A 16,474-nucleotide genomic window follows, 5' to 3' on the forward strand; every position below is an offset into this window, starting at 1 on the left:
GATTACTGCTCCCAGGCTTTGGCGGCCTGCTCGTCGGCATCGCGCGCCTCGACCCAGCCCTGGCCCTTGTCGCTGCTCTCAAGCTTCCAGAAGGGCGCCTTGGTTTTCAAGAAATCAATCAGAAACTCGCAGGCAGCGAAGGCAGCCTTGCGGTGGGCACTGCTGACGCCGATAAACACGATTTGCTCGCCAAGGTGCATGGTGCCGACCCTGTGGATGATGGTCAGGTGGTTGAGCGGCCAGCGGCTGCGGGCCTCAGCGGCGATTTGTTCGAGCACCTTTTCGGTCATGCCGGGGTAATGCTCCAGTGTCAGGTCACTGATTTGATTGCCTTCGTTGAAGTCGCGCACCTTGCCAACGAAGGTGACCACAGCGCCGTCCTGATGATCGGCAGCAATACGCTGATACTCTTCGGGCACGTTGAAGTCGGCGGTTTGCACCAGAATGCGGCTCGTTTGCATATCAGCCTCCGGTCACGGGCGGGAAGAAGGCCACTTCGTCGCCGTCGTTGATTTCGGTATCCCAGTGGCACAGGGTCTGGTTTACCGCGACCAGCAGCTTGTCGGAGGCGAGCACCTTGCCCCATTTGTCGCTGCGCGCGGCCAGGGTTTGGCGCAGGGCATCGGCGGTGGCTGTATTGCTGCCAGCTTCAATGCTTAAGGACGATTCACCCAGAAGTTCGCGCACCTGCGCAAAGAAAAGTACGTTAATCATAAACTTATGCCTTTAACTGCTATACAGCTAATACTAAACCTTGAAGTGACCGGACTTGCCGCCACGCTTTTCCAAAAGGCGCACCTGGCCAATCACCATGTCTTTCTGCACCGCTTTGCACATATCGTAAATGGTCAGCGCGGCCACTGAAGCGGCGGTGAGGGCTTCCATTTCGACCCCGGTTTTGCCCGAGAGTTTACACAGACTGGTGATCCGCACCCGGCTGTGTTCCACCTCAGGTTCCAGCTCCACTTCTACCTTGGTCAGCGCCAGTGGGTGACAAAGCGGAATTAAATCAGAGGTTTTCTTGGCAGCCATAATGCCTGCGATGCGGGCGGTGGCAAATACGTCACCTTTGTGATGCTTGCCTTCGATAATCATCGCCAGGGTCTCGGGCGCCATCTCGATATAGGCCTCGGCGCGGGCCTCGCGCTCGGTCACCGACTTGTCGGTCACATCCACCATGTGGGCGTTGCCCGCGTCATTGATATGGGTAAAAGAGCTCATGAACTGGCTTACTCCTGGGAAGGGGCTTTTAAGTGGGCGACAAAGTTACAGGGGCGATGACGGGCATCGAGCTGCTCTTTGATGATGCCGTTCCAGCCGGTGCGACAGGCGCCGGTGGAGCCCGGCAGGCAGAAGATGGCGGTGCCGTTGGCAACGCCGCCGATGGCGCGGGACTGCACTGTGGAGGTGCCAAGCTCCACATAGCTTAAGTGGCGGAACAGCTCGCCAAAGCCTTCGATGGGCTTGTCGAACAGGGGCGCGACCGCATCCGGGGTGTTGTCGCGGCCAGAGAAACCTGTGCCGCCGGTGCTGATTATCACCTGCACTTCGGGGTCGGCAATCCAGGCGGAAATCACCGCACGGATTTGATATTTATCGTCTTTGATGATGCGTCTGTCAGCCAGAACATGGCCGGCGGCAGTGATGGCATCCACTAAAAAAGCACCTGAGGTGTCGGTGGTTTCATCGCGGGTGTCTGACAGGGTCAGTACGGCAATTTTAAGGGGTTTAAACTCGCTTTCGCGGCAGTGTCCCATGGTGTCTCCTTCGATGCAGTGAACGGCGCTGCGGCCTTAAGGCAACAGGCCTCAGCGGGCGAAAAACAGCGGCGGCGTTAACCGCCGATGGAGGCCAGATGCTGAGTAACGCCGGTGATGCCCTGATGCAGGTAGTGGGTTTCTTTTTTAAGATTCAGCTGACCTTCGAGGCGCGAGAGCAGCTCTGGGCGCTGGTCGGGGCTTTGCAGCAAATCACGTAAATCCAATCCCTGCTCGGTAAAGAGGCACAGATGCAGCTTGCCCTTGGCAGAGACCCGCAGCCGGTTGCAGCTGGCACAGAAATTCTTTTCATAGGGCATGATAAGCCCGATGCGGCCCTGATAGTCGCTGTGGCTGAAGTTTTGCGCCGGGCCATCTTCGGCGCTGCGCGCATCCAGCTGCCAGCCTTCGGCCATGAGCCGGTCGCGAATGTCACTGCCGGGCAGGTGATGGGCCTGGAAATAGTCGCGGCCAAGGCCGGTTTCCATCAGCTCGATAAAGCGTAAATCGATGGGAGTGTTTTTTATCCAGTGCAAAAAGCGCGGCAGGTCTTTATCGTTCAGGCCCTTGAGCAGCACGGCATTGATTTTTACCCGCTCAAACCCGGCTTCCAGCGCCGCGTCGATACCGCGCATCACGGTGTCGAACTTATTCTCGCCGGTGATTTGATAAAACATCCGTGGGTCGAGGCTATCCACCGACACATTGATGCGCCTAAGTCCCGCATCGAACCATTCTTTGGCGTGCTTTTCGAGCCGGTAGCCGTTGGTGGTGGTGGCAATGGTGCTGATGGCTGGATTGCCTGCAATGACCCGGATGATGTCGGTAAAGTCTTTACGCAGCGTGGGTTCGCCGCCGGTAATGCGCACCTTGCGGGTGCCGGCTTCGGCAAAGGCACCGATGAGATTTTCCATCTCGCTCAGGGTCAAAAAGCTCGGCTTACCGTCGGGATGATAGCCATCCGGCAGGCAATAGCTGCATTTGAAGTTGCAAACGTCGGTAACCGACATCCGCAAATAATGAAATTTGCGACCAAAATTGTCTTGAAGTTGAGACATTTCACCTTTCCAAGTATCGGGAGGTGAGGTCATTTCTGAACCCACCCCGGTGGCACCGCGCCACGGCTCAGGCACCATATCTGTTTGACTTAGGTGCAGGAGCTCGGAGAACCGTCGTTGCTGGATTATAGGCACAAAGCCTGACCGGACCATACCTCTAAACGTGTATTTCTTGGTCTGGATCAAGTCGCCGTTAACAATTTGTGACGCTGCTCACCCGAAAATTGCATGCCAAACAGCGCCGCTATGCCGCTGACCCCCTGTGACTTGTGCGGGATTTGGGGTAAGGTGGACGAGTCACAGAATATAAAACACCCGTTTACATCGGGGGAACAAGCTTAGGAATGAGGTGAAAGATGGAACGCGAATTCATGGAGTTCGATGTTGTTATCGTGGGTGCCGGCCCTGCTGGCCTGGCCACGGCGTGCCGTTTGATGCAAATCAGCCGCGATGCCGGCAAAGAGCTGACCGTGTGTGTGGTCGAGAAGGGTTCTGAAGTAGGCGCGCACATTTTGTCGGGCGCCGTGTTTGAGCCCAAGGTGCTCGATGAGCTGTTCCCCGATTGGCGCGATGCCGGAGCGCCGCTGAATACCGCCGTTACCCGTGATGAAATCCATCTTCTCAAATCGGCCACAGATGCCAAGTTGATGCCCAATGGCCTCATCCCCAAAACCATGCACAACGATGGTAACTACATTATCAGCGTGGGCAATCTGGTGCGCTGGCTTGGTGGCCGCGCCGAAGAGTTGGGCGCAGAGATTTTCCCCGGTTTTGCCGCCAGCGAACTGCTGCTGAATGACGATGGCAGCGTGAAAGGCATTTTGATTGGCGATATGGGCGTTGGCGCCGATGGCGAGCCGAAAGACAGCTTTATGCCCGGCATGGAGCTGCACGCCAAGTACACTGTATTTGCCGAGGGTTGCCGTGGTCACCTTGGCAAGCAGCTGATTGAAAAGTTCCACCTCGATAACGGTAAAACCGCCCAGCACTACGGCCTGGGCTTTAAAGAATTATGGAAAGTGCCGGGCGACAAGCACTCTCCGGGTCTGGTGCTGCACACTGGCGGCTGGCCGCTGGCCGAATCTGAGTCCTCCGGCGGCGGCTTTTTGTACCATCTGGAAGACAATCAGGTGGTTGTTGGTTTGATTATTGACCTTAACTACCAAAACCCGCACTTAAGCCCCTTTGATGAGTTCCAGCGCTACAAGACCCATCCGCTGATTGCCCAATACCTTGAGGGCGGCGAGCGCATTTCTTACGGTGCCCGCGCCATCACCAAGGGCGGTTTGAATTCGCTGCCCAAAATGAGCTTCCCCGGCGGTCTGGTGCTCGGCTGCGATGCCGGTACCCTTAACTTCGCCAAGATTAAAGGCACCCATACCGCGATGAAGAGCGGCATGCTGGCGGCAGAAACCCTGGCCGAAGCGCTGTTCAAAGGCGTGGAAGGCGGCAAGGATCTCGACTGCTACCAGACCCGTTTCGAGCAAAGCTGGCTCGGTGATGAGCTGCACCGCTCGCGCAACTTTGGTCCGGCGATGCACAAGTTCGGCACCTTCCTTGGCGGTGCGTTCAACTTTATCGACCAGAACCTGTTTGGCGGCAAGCTGCCCTTTACCCTGCGGGATGATAAGCCGGACTATGCTCAGATGGGGCTGGCAAGCGAGCACAGCAAAATCGACTATCCCAAGCCCGATGGCAAGCTGAGTTTCGATAAGTTGTCGTCTGTATATCTGTCGAACACTTATCATGAAGAAGATCAGCCCTGCCATTTGCGCCTCAAAGATGCGCGTATTCCGCTGGCGGTGAATCTGGTGAAATTCGATGAGCCGGCGCAGCGTTATTGCCCGGCCGGGGTGTATGAAGTGGTCGAAGATGCCGGTGAGCAGAAGTTTGTGATTAACAGCCAAAACTGTATTCACTGCAAAACCTGCGACATCAAAGACCCGAGCCAGAATATCACCTGGGTGACGCCCGAAGGCTCAGGCGGCCCTAACTACCCCAATATGTAAGGTATTAAGGTCGCATCATCAGCCGGGCGCAGTCCCGGCTTTTTTACGTTTGTTTCCTGATTGTAATTGCCTCGCAGCCCTAAGTTCGCCATAATCCGCCGCCTACAAAAACAAGTACATATCTTCTGTCCCCTCCCCATGGCGCGTCGCCTGAGCGCCAGCATGCGTTATTGAATCGATTGCATTTTTTTACCCCAAAACGCGGGCAAAACCGGCTATTTGGGTCAATACTGCTATCGAGTGTCTGATAACGGAATTTCCGACAACCTGAAGAGTAAGACCATGAAATTGAACATGCTTACCATTAAACAAAAGATATTACTGACCGTAGCACTGGCGGTGATCCTATCCACCGTCGCCGTGGGGTGGCTGAGCCAGCAAAGTGCCCGCGATGTGGTGGAGCAGCGGATGCTGGGCTCAGAAATGCCAAGCCAGATGCTGAGTGTCCGCAATCAACTCGAAAAAGACATAGTCACCCTGATGAATGCCGCCGAGCAACTGGCGGGAAGCCGCATGTTGCTCAAGTGGCTGGAGGAGGGGCGTCCGGCCGACGATGAAAGTCGTGTCGTCGCCCAGCTTAAAGATGTCGCGCGCCAGTATTCGCTGGTGCAGGCCTCCTATGCCGACCGTGAAAGTGCCGCCTATTACACCCAGGATGGCTTTTTGCGGGTGCTCACGCCCGAGCAGGACGGCTGGTTTTTTGGCTATCGCGACAGTGGCCAGGAGCGGATGCTGAACGTGTTCACCGAGGCCAACGGCGAAGTAAAACTCTTTATCAACTACCAACAGCCCAATGGCCGTGGCCTGGTAGGCCTTGCCAAGTCGCTGGATGACATGGTGCGGCTGCTGGGCTCCTTCACCATTGAAGAAACCGGCTTTGTGTATTTGGTGGATGCCAGTGGCAAGGTGCAACTGCATCAGGACAAGGCCAGTATAGGCCGCGCGACCCTGTCATCTCTTTATGGCGGTGATAGTGGCAAGCTGCTCAATCAATCGGACTTCAGCCTGCTGCGTACCGACGTGGGCGGCGAGTCCAAGCTGGTGGCCAGCAGCTACATTCCATCGATGAACTGGTATCTGGTGGCTGAAGTACCCGAGGCTGAGATGTTCGCCCTGCTCGATGACGCGGCGCTGAAAATCCTGCTCTCAACCCTTATTATTGCGCTCGCCTTTGTGCTGCTGGCCGGCTATGTGGCCGGTACTGTCAGCCAGCCCATTGCCGCCGTGGCGCGCATGTTCCGTGAAATCGGCGAAGGTGAAGGCGATTTGCGCCAGCGGCTGCCGGTCGAGGGCGAAGACGAGCTGGCCCAGCTTGCCGGCGGCTTCAACAGCTTTATCAGCAAAATTCAGGACTCAGTACTGGAAGTGGCCCGCACCTCTGAGGCCCTTGGCAAGTCGGCAATCGATGTGTCCCGTCAGGCCCAGCAGACTCTGGAAGACAGCCAGGATCAGAAAGATCGCACCATGCAGGTGGTCACCGCCATCAACGAGATGGGCGCAACGGTCAATGAAATTGCCAGCAATGCCGCCAACGCCGCCGAAGCGGCCAAGGATGCCGACCGCGCCTCGGACGCCGGGCAAAAGGTGGTGACCCAGGCCCGTGACACCATTAATCAGTTGTCACGGGATGTGGGGCAGGTGGGCGAAGTGATTGAGTCGCTGGCGACCCACACCAAATCCATCGGCAGCATTCTGGATGTTATTCGCGCCATTTCAGAGCAAACCAATTTGCTGGCGCTGAACGCCGCCATTGAAGCGGCCCGCGCCGGTGAAGCCGGTCGAGGCTTTGCCGTGGTGGCGGATGAAGTGCGAAGCCTTGCGTCCCGCACTGCGGCCTCCACCGATGAAGTGCAGGTGATGATAGACAAGCTGCAATCGGAATCGGCCCGCGCCGTCAGTGCCATGTCCCAAAGCCGCTCGCGCTCCCAGGAAGGGGTCACGGCTGTGGATGAAGCCAGCAATACCTTAAGCGGTATTTCCGACCGGATTGGCCTTATCAGCGACATGAACATTCAGGTGGCGGCAGCGACCGAAGAGCAGTCCACCGTGGTGGAAGACATCAACCGTAATGTCACCGAGATTAACGACATTACCCAGCGCACCGCCGATACGGCGCAGGCCGCCGCCCGCGCCAGTCAGGATTTGAATGCGCTGGCCAAACGGCTCGATCAGCTGGTGGCCCGCTTCAAGGTGTAATGGTTGTTAATGTGCGCAGCCCAAACTGTGGGCTGCGCCCCTTGCGGGCAGGCGCGCACTGGCGTAACCTGCGCGGGTCTGCCGCAACTGCCGGCGCTCAATATCGGCGCGATGCCACTGCGCCCTATCCGAGGAAACACCATGTCTGTGATTGCCGTTCCCGAGTTGGAAAGACCACAAATCAAGTCCCACCACAAGGCTCGTCACCTGAAAAAGCTGGCCCTTGGCCCTTGGGCAGAAACCTGCATCGAGTTTCGTTTTGAAGCCGATGAAGCCAAATTTGAGCAGCTGGATGAGGTGCTCGGTAATCAGGAGCTGGAAAACGGCTGGGATCTGCTGATTGCGTACTTTAACAATCGCTACCATGTATCGGTGAGCTTCTTCTCCGGTCAGGGCAGTGTGGAAGAGGTTGCCAACACAGTGGCTGAAAGCATTCGCAGCGTGTTCGGTGAGCTGCCGCTGACTGTGTATGCCGGTGACGCCAACTATGGCGATTGGGATACCACTTACGCCGACTAAGGTGTATGAGTCAGCAATAAAAAACGCCCTCAGTGGGCGTTTTTTTATGCTTAAAAATAAGCCGTTGAACACTTGGACGAGCGCTTCGCTGATTGCCCGGACTGAGTGCTCAGGCGAGTGCGGCGGCGAGTGCAGCGGCGGTCGGGCCTATCAAGCGCGCCCGCCAGTCTTCGATTTTGCCGCTCTCGAGCCTGCGCGCCAAACTGCCGCGCCAGCTTTGGGCAAGGCCCTCACAATTCAATAATCTGGCGTAGGCCGCCTCATCAAAGCGTGGGCTGAAATAAATCGCCATGGCCTCGGCTACGCTGATGTCTGATAAGCGTTCGCTTAAACGCATCGGGTCGTTTGAGCGGATTTCACCGGCCTGCAGCACCCGATAAAACCAGCCGCTCATCCCCAGTGTCTGCATCGCCAGCGCAAAGCCCGGGTAGTCATAGCGCAAGTCCAGCTTGAAACAGGGCGAGCGCGGCTGGCTGAGCTGCAGCACCGCAGTGCCGATTTGCACCACATCGCCTATGTGCAGATCCTGCTCCAGTATGCCGACGGAACTTAGGTTTTCACCCATGGACGGGGCATCGACCTGGCGGCGCAGCATATCGCGCCGGCGGTACTCGCCGTAATGCTCGCGGGGGAACTGGTGTATTACCCTGTCTGGGCCGCCATGATGGCGCTTATCGACCTGCCCGTCGCCTTCGATTCCGTTTTGGCTGACATACAGCACCTCGGCGCTGCGTTTGTGCGCCATGCCGCTGTCGACCGGCCCGAGGGAGGAAAAGGCATCGCCACGGTATAACGCGGCTTTGGCAATCAAAATCTGAGACACTGTGGTTCCCGAAAGGTTGGCAGGGCTTCAGAGTAACAGTGCGCGGCCCGCGCTGCCAAGGGGGCGCCAATGCGACAAAAGTCGACCGGGGCGCTGCGCCTGTCAGGGGTGACTTAACGCCACCCGGTTGCGACCGCCTTCTTTTGCCTGATACAGCGCCGTATCGGCGCGTTTTATCAGCTGGTCGGCCGATTCGTGATACTGAAACTGCGCCACGCCAATGCTGACGGTGACATGGATATCGTGGCCGTTAACCTGCATGCGGTGATCGGCTATCCGCGCACGCAGCTGCTCGGCCCTTTGATGGGCGTTTATCATGTCAACCGGCGTCATCAGCAAAAACTCCTCGCCGCCCCAGCGACACAGGAGCTCGCCCGGTGGCAAATCGCGCTCCAGCATGTTGGCCACGGTTTTCAGCACCAAATCCCCCATGCTGTGCCCGTGGCTGTCGTTGATTTGCTTGAAATGATCTATGTCGAGCATCAGCACGCTGACGGGGGTTGATTGCGCTTTGGCCTGCAGCAGTTGTTTTTCAAACACCTCTTCAAAAACCTGCCGGTTGGCGGCGCCGGTGAGTTTATCGATAGAGGCCATGTGTTCGAGCCGCCGCTGGTAGCGGCCGAGGGTCAGGTTGGCGATGATAAGCACGCCAATCACCACCGTCAGGCTGAGGGCCATGTTGATCCAGAAGGTGCCAAGCAGGTTGCGCTCTGCCTGATCTTCTTCCTGCTCGACCAGTAAATACCATTTGAATTCAGGCACCAGACGGCTGTTGAGGTAAACGGTTTTGCCTTCCCGCTCGTAGGTAAAGGCGCCGCTCGGGGTCGTCAGCAGGCGGGTGGCGAGCTTATCGACGCCCGGAGTGTGCTGCAGACTGTCGCCGCCATAGTAGCCGCTGCCGCTTAGGGTGATGATGCCTTCGCGGTCCGCAAAGTACACCACCCGGTTGTAGCGTTTCTGGTACAGCTCAATCAGGGCTCTGACTTTTTCCACCGCCAGCCCGACGCCGGTGATGCCAATGAAATTCCCCTCGAAATCAAACACCTTGTAGTTAACAAACACAGTGGTTTTGCTGCGATCCGCCGTGTCTGAGTCGATATTGATTTCGTAGTGCTCCTTTTCCGGCAGCGAACGCACCCTGAAATACCAGCTGTCGCTCGGGTCCTGATCTTTTATCTGTTTGAGTATGCCGCTGGAGTGGTAGTACTGGCGGCTCTGCTCTGAGACGAAAAAGCTGGTGACAGTGCCGTACCTTTCCTGAATTTCCCGCAGATAGCGTATGAGTTTGTCCGGGTCCTGCTCATGGTTGAGGGTCCATTCGCGGACAAAGGTGTCCTGCGCCATCAGCGAGGAGATAAAGATAGGCGTGAGCAAATCCTGCTGAATTTCGGAGTAAATATTGTCGCTGGTCAGCGGCAGGGTGTTTTCTTCCACCTGCTGGATGAGAGAGTCCCGCGCGACTTTGTAGCTGATGCCGCTGGTGGCGAGAAAGGCGGTGATCAGCAGCAGGCTTAATACCCAGATAAAGCGCTTTTTATCATTCCAGGGGCGGGGTCCCATGGTGTATGCCTCGTGCTGCTAACGTCTTAAAATCCTAATTCACAGCGCAATATTCGGCCAGTTTGGGGCAAAAAAAAGCCCCATGGGGAATGGGGCGACATAACGAGCAAACAACTGACAAATGGGGAAAGTCAGGAAGGCAAACCCTTATCAAGCATCTCACTGTGGCCAGACTAACGGCCCTGGATTGCAGTTGTATGACAGTTGCTCTCTTTTTCGTGCAAATACACTTTGAGCGGCTCGCCCGGCGTCGAGCTTTCGCTCTCAACGGCAAATGCGGCCCACACCGCCGCTTCAGCCATGGCTTCTTTCAGCGCCATACCGCAGAGCAGCCCGTGCATCAGGCCTGCGGCATACACATCACCGGCGCCTGTGGTGTCCACTACTCTGGCGGGCTTTGCCGCCACCCGAATCATCCCATCGGCGCTGAAGGCTCTGGCACCTTTGGCGCCGTCGGTCACGATAAAGTGCCTGAGGCTGTCACCGGCGATGCTGCGGCCGTACTGCCACAGGTCGCCTTCGGGGCGCCCGGCCAAATCCGATGCGGAAGTAATGAGGATATGACAGGGGCGCTGGCGCTCATCTTTGGCCAGTTGCCCGACAACCAGGCACTGTTCCAATGCGGTCTTAGCCCAACTGACGGCGCCTTCGGCCGAGGAGTTGATGTACAGCGCATCCCAACGATGCCAGCGTGGCGGCGCCGGTAGTTCGAAGATAGGGCGCTGCGGACGGATGATGGTGCGATCGCCGTTTGGCGTCATCATCAGCAGCATCTCACAGGTATTGCCGGGGCGGCGCTGAATAAGATGGCAATCAATGCCGGCGGTACTGGTTTCGGCGAGTAGCCAGTCGCCGATATCATCGCGGCCGACCTGGCTTACCAAGGCGACCCTGTGGCCAGCCCACACCAAACCGAGCCCGGTATTGGCGCCGCCACCGCCAAGGCGCTGACCACCATCGTGGTAGTGAAAGCGGCCGCCGCTGGCCAGAGGCTTATCGAGCAGTAAGATGCGGTCACAATTGAGGTTGGCAACCAAAAGAATGTTGGCCATGGTCAGGGTTCCGAGTACGTGATAAAGCGGATGTTAATCTGCCTCGGCCCGCAAGTGAAGCGGCAGCTGCCACGGCTGGGCGGCGGCGCCAATTTTTGAATTTTTCCCGGATTCGATGGCCGAATGATGCCTGACTAATGGCTAACCCGTGGGCGAAACCAGAGATAACTACGCGTGAAATAACGCACTTTTATGCAAGGTGGCTGCGCTGGGCTGTGAGCCGTTGCCAAATCTGCTGTAGGAGATCGGCCCGAAGCGGGGAGCAGTTTAAAGTGGGTTGATGTTAAGTTGTTGATTATATTTGGTAATGCCTGAGGAGGCTGCGCCTGTAGCCCATTTGGCTGATATCAGTGCGGGTGAATGTTTACTCTAAACTATCAGCCTATTCTCAATTCGAGTCAGCACATGGATGCAAAAGCGAAAATGGATTTTCTGCAACTGACCCCGGTGAGCCCTGAGCGCAAGCTGGAGATGTATCTTGCTTGCCTTGCTGAGTTTGATGAGCTGGATTACGACGACCCCTATGTCGCCGAAATTCGTCTCGAGGCTGAAAAACTTATCAAGGCGCAGCAAGGCGATTGACGCTCTGCCCTCAGTAACCGGCTAAGTTCAGCCGACAAACAAAGCATCAAACGGCCGGTTAAAGCAAGCGCGAAAGCTAACGTGAACGCTAACACGTAGCTGCGGGCTGTCGCTATCAGCTCAACTCTGGGCTCTGAATTTTGTCGGCGCCAAAACTCCACATGGTCTGGATAAGGCCGTCACGGACTTCATACACCACCGCCACCTCAAACGGCGTGTTACCCAGGCCGGTGATGCGCTCATGATCTATCACCTTATTGCCAAGCACCATGCGGCTGACAACTTCGGCATGCAGCGCTGGCAGGCAAAAACGTTCGGTTCGATAAAATTCGGCAAAGGCCGCTTTGCCGCGCAGCACCGGCTCGCTCGCCGGCGGGCGGATAACCGCTACTGTGTCACTGAAAAAGGGCAGGAAGGCTTCCAGGTCGTGTGCGTTGTATGCCTCTAATTGTCCCTGAGCCAATTGTTCCGGAGTCATTGGATATCCTTGTTTGCTCATTGTTTTTTGACGAAGGCGGCGTTGATTTTATCTGAATGGCCAATCGGTCGCCCTTTTACAACCTGCAGAAATAACATAACAGCAAAAAATTATAAAAAATTTTTCCGCGCCAATAATCGTACTGCGTTTCGTAACTTACTGTCATATAAGAAAATAATAAATTGCGCACAATTTGTTTAGTCAGTTTTTTGACTGGTCAAAAAAACAACTGTTGAAACAACTGATTTTTTTAAACAAAATTTACCCAGAGTGACACAGCCAGTGGCACTTACCCTGAGTAACACATAACTATATTTGAAGGATACTGTCATGAAACGGCAGATATTTTATGCCATCGTAGCCTACGCCGGTTGGTTGACCTACCAGGACATCAACGGCACGCTGCAGGACACTAACCTTGACGCCCCGCAACCTGTGCTGCGGCAACTGGTGGCGGAGAAGGTCGGTGATGCGAAAAGCATCTCGGCATACAGGGCAGAGCCAGCGCCTGCAGAATGTATCGACTCTTACGGCTGTGACGGCAAGAGCCGAACGAACGGTCGGCTAGACTAGGCTTGATGCCAACCAAGACGCAGCGGCACCTTCGGGTGCCGTTAGTCTTTTTGGGGCTTTGCCACACAATCGCGGCTTAAGCTCCAGGCTTGTCCCTGATTTTTCTCTGTGTTTGTTGCCCGCCAAAGCGAGTAGCATGGGATAACCCTCATTTCTGGAGAAAACCATGATAGCCCAAGGACAAACCCTGCCTGCCGGACAACTGGCACAACTGACCGCCGAAGGCGTGGTAAATCACGACGTACAGGCGTTGTTTGCCAACAAGAAAGTGGTGCTGTTTGCCGTACCCGGCGCTTTCACCCCGACTTGCTCAGTGTCACATCTGCCGGGTTATGTGGTGCTGGCCGATGAACTCAAGGCCAAGGGCGTTGACCTTATCGCCTGTGTGTCGGTAAACGATGCGTTTGTGATGAAAGCCTGGGGAGATGCCCAGAATGCCTCTGAAATCCTGATGCTGGCCGACGGCGATGGCAGCTTTACCAAGGCGCTGGGCCTGACCATGGAAACCGGCGCTTTCGGCGGCCTGCGCTCACAGCGTTACGCCATGGTGGTGGACAACGGCGTGGTTAGCCTGCTTAACGTAGAAGCACCAAAGAGCTTTGAAGTAAGCAAGGCCGAAGTGATCCTCGCCGCGCTCTGATCCGGCACGTTAGCGCCGACAATGCATGTATGAAATTTGATAGGCAGGCGCCTGCGGCGCTTGCCTGTTATTGCTCCAGGGTTGATAAATTCTGACTCAGGCTTTTGATATTTAAGCTCATTCTATGAGCCCGTTTTTGAGCTCATCCTCAGAATAGCCCGCCCAGCCGTTATTCCTTCGGCAAAAATACTTCGGCGATAAGGCCGCCATCGGCGCGGTTTTTCAGTTTTACCTTGCCCTGATGCCGGTCGACTATGCGTTTGATAATCGCAAGCCCAAGCCCTGAACCGACGCTGCCTCGCGCGCTGTCGCCCTGGGTAAAGGGTTGAAACAGTTTGGGGATTTGCTCTGGCGGTATGCCGGGGCCATTGTCTTCCACGCTGATGACCACATGGTTTTTGTCGACCCGGGTCGAGATCTTAAGCCAGCCACGGCCGTAGCGGAACGCGTTCTCGGTGAGGTTACTCAGTACCCGCTTGATGGCGATTACCTGCATCGGCACCGCCGGGCACGGGGTCAGCGCCAGCTCTATGGTGGCGTCGCGTTTCGATTCGGCCTGGGCCAAATCCGTTATCAGCTGGTTGATGTCGGCCGGTTCCCACACCGCTTCCTGATCCTGACGGATATAGGCAATAAACTGGTTGATGATGGCGTTCATGTCGTCGATGTCGGCGACTATGCCGTCTTTGAGATAAGCATCTTCCTCGACCATCATCTCTGAGGCGAGCCGGATACGGGTAAGTGGCGTCCTCAGGTCGTGGGAGATCCCTGCCATCATCAGCGCTCTGTCCTGCTCGAGCATGCGCATGCTGTGGGCCATCTGGTTAAACGCATGGGTCACTTCAACAATTTCGCTGGAACCTGCCGGCGTAATGGCGTCGGGATATTCGCCGCGCGATACGCTAATGGCAGCTTTTTGAAGCTCTTTCAACGGCTTGCTTTGTCTTCGTGCAAACAGCCAGCCGCCGGCAACACTGAGTGCGCCTATCACCAGCAGGTACAGTGTCAGCAGTGACATTTCCAGCTCATTGAAGCCCGACAGCGGTACCCTGATCCATACGCTGGGCGCCTGGGGCGGGCGGATCCAGATATGCACGGTTTCGCCCTGGGCGATACGCACCTCGGCTTCGCCGCCCAGATACTGGGACATCTGGGTCGAGAGCAGCCCGTAGTAGGTGGCACTGTCGATCCCTGCTTCTTTGGCCTGCTTCTGGTTGTACACCTGCATGCTGTCGTCATGCACCTTGGCATTGAGGGCATCGACCAGGCTCAGGTATTCGCGGCCTATGACCATGTCATCGACAAACAGGTAATTAATTTGGCGTGCAATCAGCTGGTTTATCTGTTGGTAGCTTGGCTTTATCACGTAAAGCGCAACAGAGACATAAGAAACCAGCTGATTGATTAGCAGCAGGCAGCCAATCAGCATCACTGTTTGACTGAAGGCGCTGCGTGGCAGCAGCCGCTGCCACCAACGAAGGGTTATTGCCATGGAGTTAAATCAGCGCCGGGCGCTGCCGTCGGGCACAAACACATAGCCAAGGCCCCAGACGGTTTGAATGTATCTTGGATTGGCGGCATCTTTTTCGATAAGCCGGCGCAGGCGTGACACCTGCACATCGATAGAACGCTCCAGTGCTGAGTAGTCTCGGCCCCGGGCCAGATTCATCAGTTTATCCCGAGACAAAGGCTCGCGCGGGTGAGTCACCAGTACCTTGAGTACGGCAAATTCGCCGCTGGTGAGTGAAATGGCTTCGTTGCCCTGGTACATCTCGCGGGTGGCGAGATTTAGGGTAAACTCGCCGAAGCTGACTTCTTCTTCCTGCTGCGCCGGGGCACCGGGAATGTCCTGGCTTTGGCGGCGCATCACGGCCTTGATACGGGCCAGCAGCTCGCGGGGATTGAAGGGTTTTGGCAGATAATCGTCGGCGCCAAGCTCCAGACCGATAATCCGGTCCACTTCGTCGCCCTTGGCGGTGAGCATGATAATCGGCAGTGGGTTGCCACTCTGACGCAGGCGGCGGCAAATCGACAGGCCATCTTCGCCCGGCAGCATCAAATCCAGCACCATCATGTGGAAATTTTCCCGCTCCAGCAGCCGGTCCATCTGCTCGGCATTGGCCGCAGCCCGAACCTGGTAGCCCTGCTCAACCAGATAGCGCTCCAGCAACGCGCGCAGACGCATATCGTCATCGACAACCAGAATCTTGGAAGTTTCCTGTCCCATGTAGCCTTCCCCTCAAAGTGGCTTGCAGCCACACAATACTAACCGAAAAAATGGCGGAATATCCTAAATTTAGCCAGTTCAGGGCCAAAATGCACTGGCGACTTTGTAACATTCGTTAAATGGTGTCGAGGTTGTGAGCTAATGCCTGGGGCGGTGAATTTGTCAGCGACGCGGCCCGGCACCGGCCGCCGGTACTTGCAAGCAGGTCTTGCTTCTGGAACCCTGTGTCATCTCAGATCCAAACACAGGCCCTGACCCATGACTGAAAAAACGCACCTCATTACCCGCAAGGGCTGGGAAGCTCTGGATAAGGAGCTTAAGTACCTCTGGAAACAATACCGGCCTGAAATCACCCTCAAGGTGCAGGAGGCGGCAGCTCAGGGCGACCGCTCTGAAAACGCCGATTACACCTATAACAAGCGGCTGCTGCGGCAAATCGACAGCCGTATCCGCTATTTGGTGAAGCGGCTTGAAGTGCTGAAAATCGTTGATTACTCGCCCAAACAGGAAGGTAAGGTGTTCTTTGGCGCCTGGGTTGAGCTCGAAAACGACGATGGCGATGTGGTACGTTACCGGATTGTCGGCAAAGACGAAATCGACACCAAAAAGGGCTACATCACCATAGACTCACCGATGGCGCGTGCGCTCATCGGCAAACAGGTGGACGACGAAGTGTCGGTACAAACCCCGTCCGGTCGTAAAGACTGGTATATCAATGCCATCCGTTATCAGGCGTTTGAGGGGCAGGAGTGATTATTAATCAACGCCGCCCAGTGCGGCGTTGATGCCTGTCTTCCGTGGCTGGCGCCTGGTAATCGGCACTTGGTTCATCCGGCTGTCAGTCACTTCCAGTCGTTGTTTTCCCCTTTGTAATCCGTTTCCTCGTTATTTTTTCCTTCAACACGCCGCCGATTGGTTCCCTGGCTCCTTGGCTCCTTGTCGGCGGGCGGTGGGTGGATTTTCCGAATCTATACTTAATCCAGGTACCCAGTTTACCGGG

Annotated in this window: 18 protein-coding genes and 1 riboswitch; of the genes, 7 read left to right on the forward strand and 11 right to left on the reverse strand. The window is 56.2% G+C overall.

Translation table 11 applies throughout. From position 1 onward, the window contains the following. Window positions 1-2: 2 nt before the first annotated feature. The 5 genes from moaE to moaA all read right to left on the reverse strand — a co-directional run bounded on the left by moaE (window position 3) and on the right by moaA (window position 2,815). Window positions 3-461: a molybdopterin synthase catalytic subunit MoaE gene (moaE, locus tag KJI95_RS11565; RefSeq protein WP_214507365.1), complete on the reverse strand. Its 459-nt coding sequence runs from the start codon at window positions 459-461 to the stop codon at window positions 3-5. 1 nt (window position 462) lies between these two features. Continuing rightward, window positions 463-714: a molybdopterin synthase sulfur carrier subunit gene (moaD, locus tag KJI95_RS11570; protein WP_214507366.1), complete on the reverse strand. Its 252-nt coding sequence runs from the start codon at window positions 712-714 to the stop codon at window positions 463-465. A gap of 33 nt (window positions 715-747) precedes the next feature. After that, window positions 748-1,221 carry a cyclic pyranopterin monophosphate synthase MoaC gene (moaC, locus tag KJI95_RS11575; RefSeq protein WP_214507367.1) on the reverse strand — a complete coding sequence of 158 codons (474 nt, stop codon included), beginning with the start codon at window positions 1,219-1,221 and terminating at the stop codon, window positions 748-750. 8 nt (window positions 1,222-1,229) lie between these two features. After that, window positions 1,230-1,757, reverse strand: a complete 528-nt coding sequence (gene moaB / locus KJI95_RS11580; protein WP_214507368.1) for a molybdenum cofactor biosynthesis protein B — start codon at window positions 1,755-1,757, stop codon at window positions 1,230-1,232. A gap of 77 nt (window positions 1,758-1,834) precedes the next feature. Then, window positions 1,835-2,815, reverse strand: coding sequence for a GTP 3',8-cyclase MoaA (gene moaA, locus KJI95_RS11585; protein ID WP_214507369.1), 981 nt, complete (start codon window positions 2,813-2,815; stop codon window positions 1,835-1,837). After that, window positions 2,802-2,936, reverse strand: a riboswitch (molybdenum cofactor riboswitch). Its footprint overlaps the gene before it by 14 nt. 235 nt (window positions 2,937-3,171) lie before the next feature. Between moaA and KJI95_RS11590 the strand changes: the two genes are divergently transcribed. The 3 genes from KJI95_RS11590 to KJI95_RS11600 all read left to right on the forward strand — a co-directional run bounded on the left by KJI95_RS11590 (window position 3,172) and on the right by KJI95_RS11600 (window position 7,539). Beyond that, entirely contained in the window at window positions 3,172-4,824 is a 1,653-nt protein-coding gene (locus KJI95_RS11590; protein ID WP_214507370.1) for an electron transfer flavoprotein-ubiquinone oxidoreductase, read from the forward strand. A gap of 282 nt (window positions 4,825-5,106) precedes the next feature. Next, complete coding sequence (locus KJI95_RS11595) at window positions 5,107-7,020, forward strand: methyl-accepting chemotaxis protein (RefSeq protein ID WP_214507371.1); 1,914 nt, start codon at window positions 5,107-5,109, stop codon at window positions 7,018-7,020. 9 nt (window positions 7,021-7,029) lie between these two features. Next, window positions 7,030-7,539: a hypothetical protein gene (locus tag KJI95_RS11600; RefSeq protein ID WP_250885789.1), complete on the forward strand. Its 510-nt coding sequence runs from the start codon at window positions 7,030-7,032 to the stop codon at window positions 7,537-7,539. A gap of 109 nt (window positions 7,540-7,648) precedes the next feature. On the opposite strand, the gene KJI95_RS11605 is transcribed toward KJI95_RS11600, so the two are convergent. The 3 genes from KJI95_RS11605 to KJI95_RS11615 all read right to left on the reverse strand — a co-directional run bounded on the left by KJI95_RS11605 (window position 7,649) and on the right by KJI95_RS11615 (window position 10,974). Further along, entirely contained in the window at window positions 7,649-8,362 is a 714-nt protein-coding gene (locus KJI95_RS11605) for an MOSC domain-containing protein (protein WP_214507372.1), read from the reverse strand. 102 nt (window positions 8,363-8,464) lie between these two features. Next, window positions 8,465-9,922 carry a sensor domain-containing diguanylate cyclase gene (locus KJI95_RS11610; RefSeq protein WP_214507373.1) on the reverse strand — a complete coding sequence of 486 codons (1,458 nt, stop codon included), beginning with the start codon at window positions 9,920-9,922 and terminating at the stop codon, window positions 8,465-8,467. A 173-nt stretch (window positions 9,923-10,095) separates the two neighbouring features. Beyond that, window positions 10,096-10,974, reverse strand: a complete 879-nt coding sequence (locus KJI95_RS11615; protein ID WP_214507374.1) for a PfkB family carbohydrate kinase — start codon at window positions 10,972-10,974, stop codon at window positions 10,096-10,098. Between the two features lie 360 nt (window positions 10,975-11,334). On the opposite strand from KJI95_RS11615, the gene KJI95_RS11620 reads away from it, so the two are divergent. Next, window positions 11,335-11,556: a hypothetical protein gene (locus tag KJI95_RS11620; protein ID WP_214507375.1), complete on the forward strand. Its 222-nt coding sequence runs from the start codon at window positions 11,335-11,337 to the stop codon at window positions 11,554-11,556. A 115-nt stretch (window positions 11,557-11,671) separates the two neighbouring features. Here KJI95_RS11620 and KJI95_RS11625 read toward each other — a convergent pair whose 3' ends face one another. Beyond that, complete coding sequence (locus tag KJI95_RS11625; protein ID WP_250885790.1) at window positions 11,672-12,034, reverse strand: nuclear transport factor 2 family protein; 363 nt, start codon at window positions 12,032-12,034, stop codon at window positions 11,672-11,674. 330 nt (window positions 12,035-12,364) lie between these two features. Between KJI95_RS11625 and KJI95_RS11630 the strand changes: the two genes are divergently transcribed. Further along, window positions 12,365-12,607, forward strand: coding sequence for a hypothetical protein (locus KJI95_RS11630; protein WP_214507377.1), 243 nt, complete (start codon window positions 12,365-12,367; stop codon window positions 12,605-12,607). Between the two features lie 166 nt (window positions 12,608-12,773). Then, window positions 12,774-13,247 carry a peroxiredoxin gene (locus KJI95_RS11635; protein ID WP_214507378.1) on the forward strand — a complete coding sequence of 158 codons (474 nt, stop codon included), beginning with the start codon at window positions 12,774-12,776 and terminating at the stop codon, window positions 13,245-13,247. Between the two features lie 169 nt (window positions 13,248-13,416). On the opposite strand, the gene envZ is transcribed toward KJI95_RS11635, so the two are convergent. Beyond that, window positions 13,417-14,739 carry a two-component system sensor histidine kinase EnvZ gene (gene envZ, locus KJI95_RS11640; RefSeq protein WP_250885791.1) on the reverse strand — a complete coding sequence of 441 codons (1,323 nt, stop codon included), beginning with the start codon at window positions 14,737-14,739 and terminating at the stop codon, window positions 13,417-13,419. Between the two features lie 9 nt (window positions 14,740-14,748). Beyond that, window positions 14,749-15,474: an osmolarity response regulator transcription factor OmpR gene (ompR, locus tag KJI95_RS11645; protein ID WP_214507379.1), complete on the reverse strand. Its 726-nt coding sequence runs from the start codon at window positions 15,472-15,474 to the stop codon at window positions 14,749-14,751. Window positions 15,475-15,732: 258 nt separating this feature from the next. Here ompR and greB point away from each other — a divergent pair, with 258 nt between their 5' ends. Continuing rightward, window positions 15,733-16,227 carry a transcription elongation factor GreB gene (gene greB / locus KJI95_RS11650; protein ID WP_214507380.1) on the forward strand — a complete coding sequence of 165 codons (495 nt, stop codon included), beginning with the start codon at window positions 15,733-15,735 and terminating at the stop codon, window positions 16,225-16,227. Window positions 16,228-16,474 lie beyond the last annotated feature (247 nt).

The organism is Shewanella jiangmenensis (assembly GCF_018596335.1).
In the GTDB taxonomy this organism is placed as follows: Bacteria; Pseudomonadota; Gammaproteobacteria; order Enterobacterales; family Shewanellaceae; genus Shewanella; species Shewanella jiangmenensis.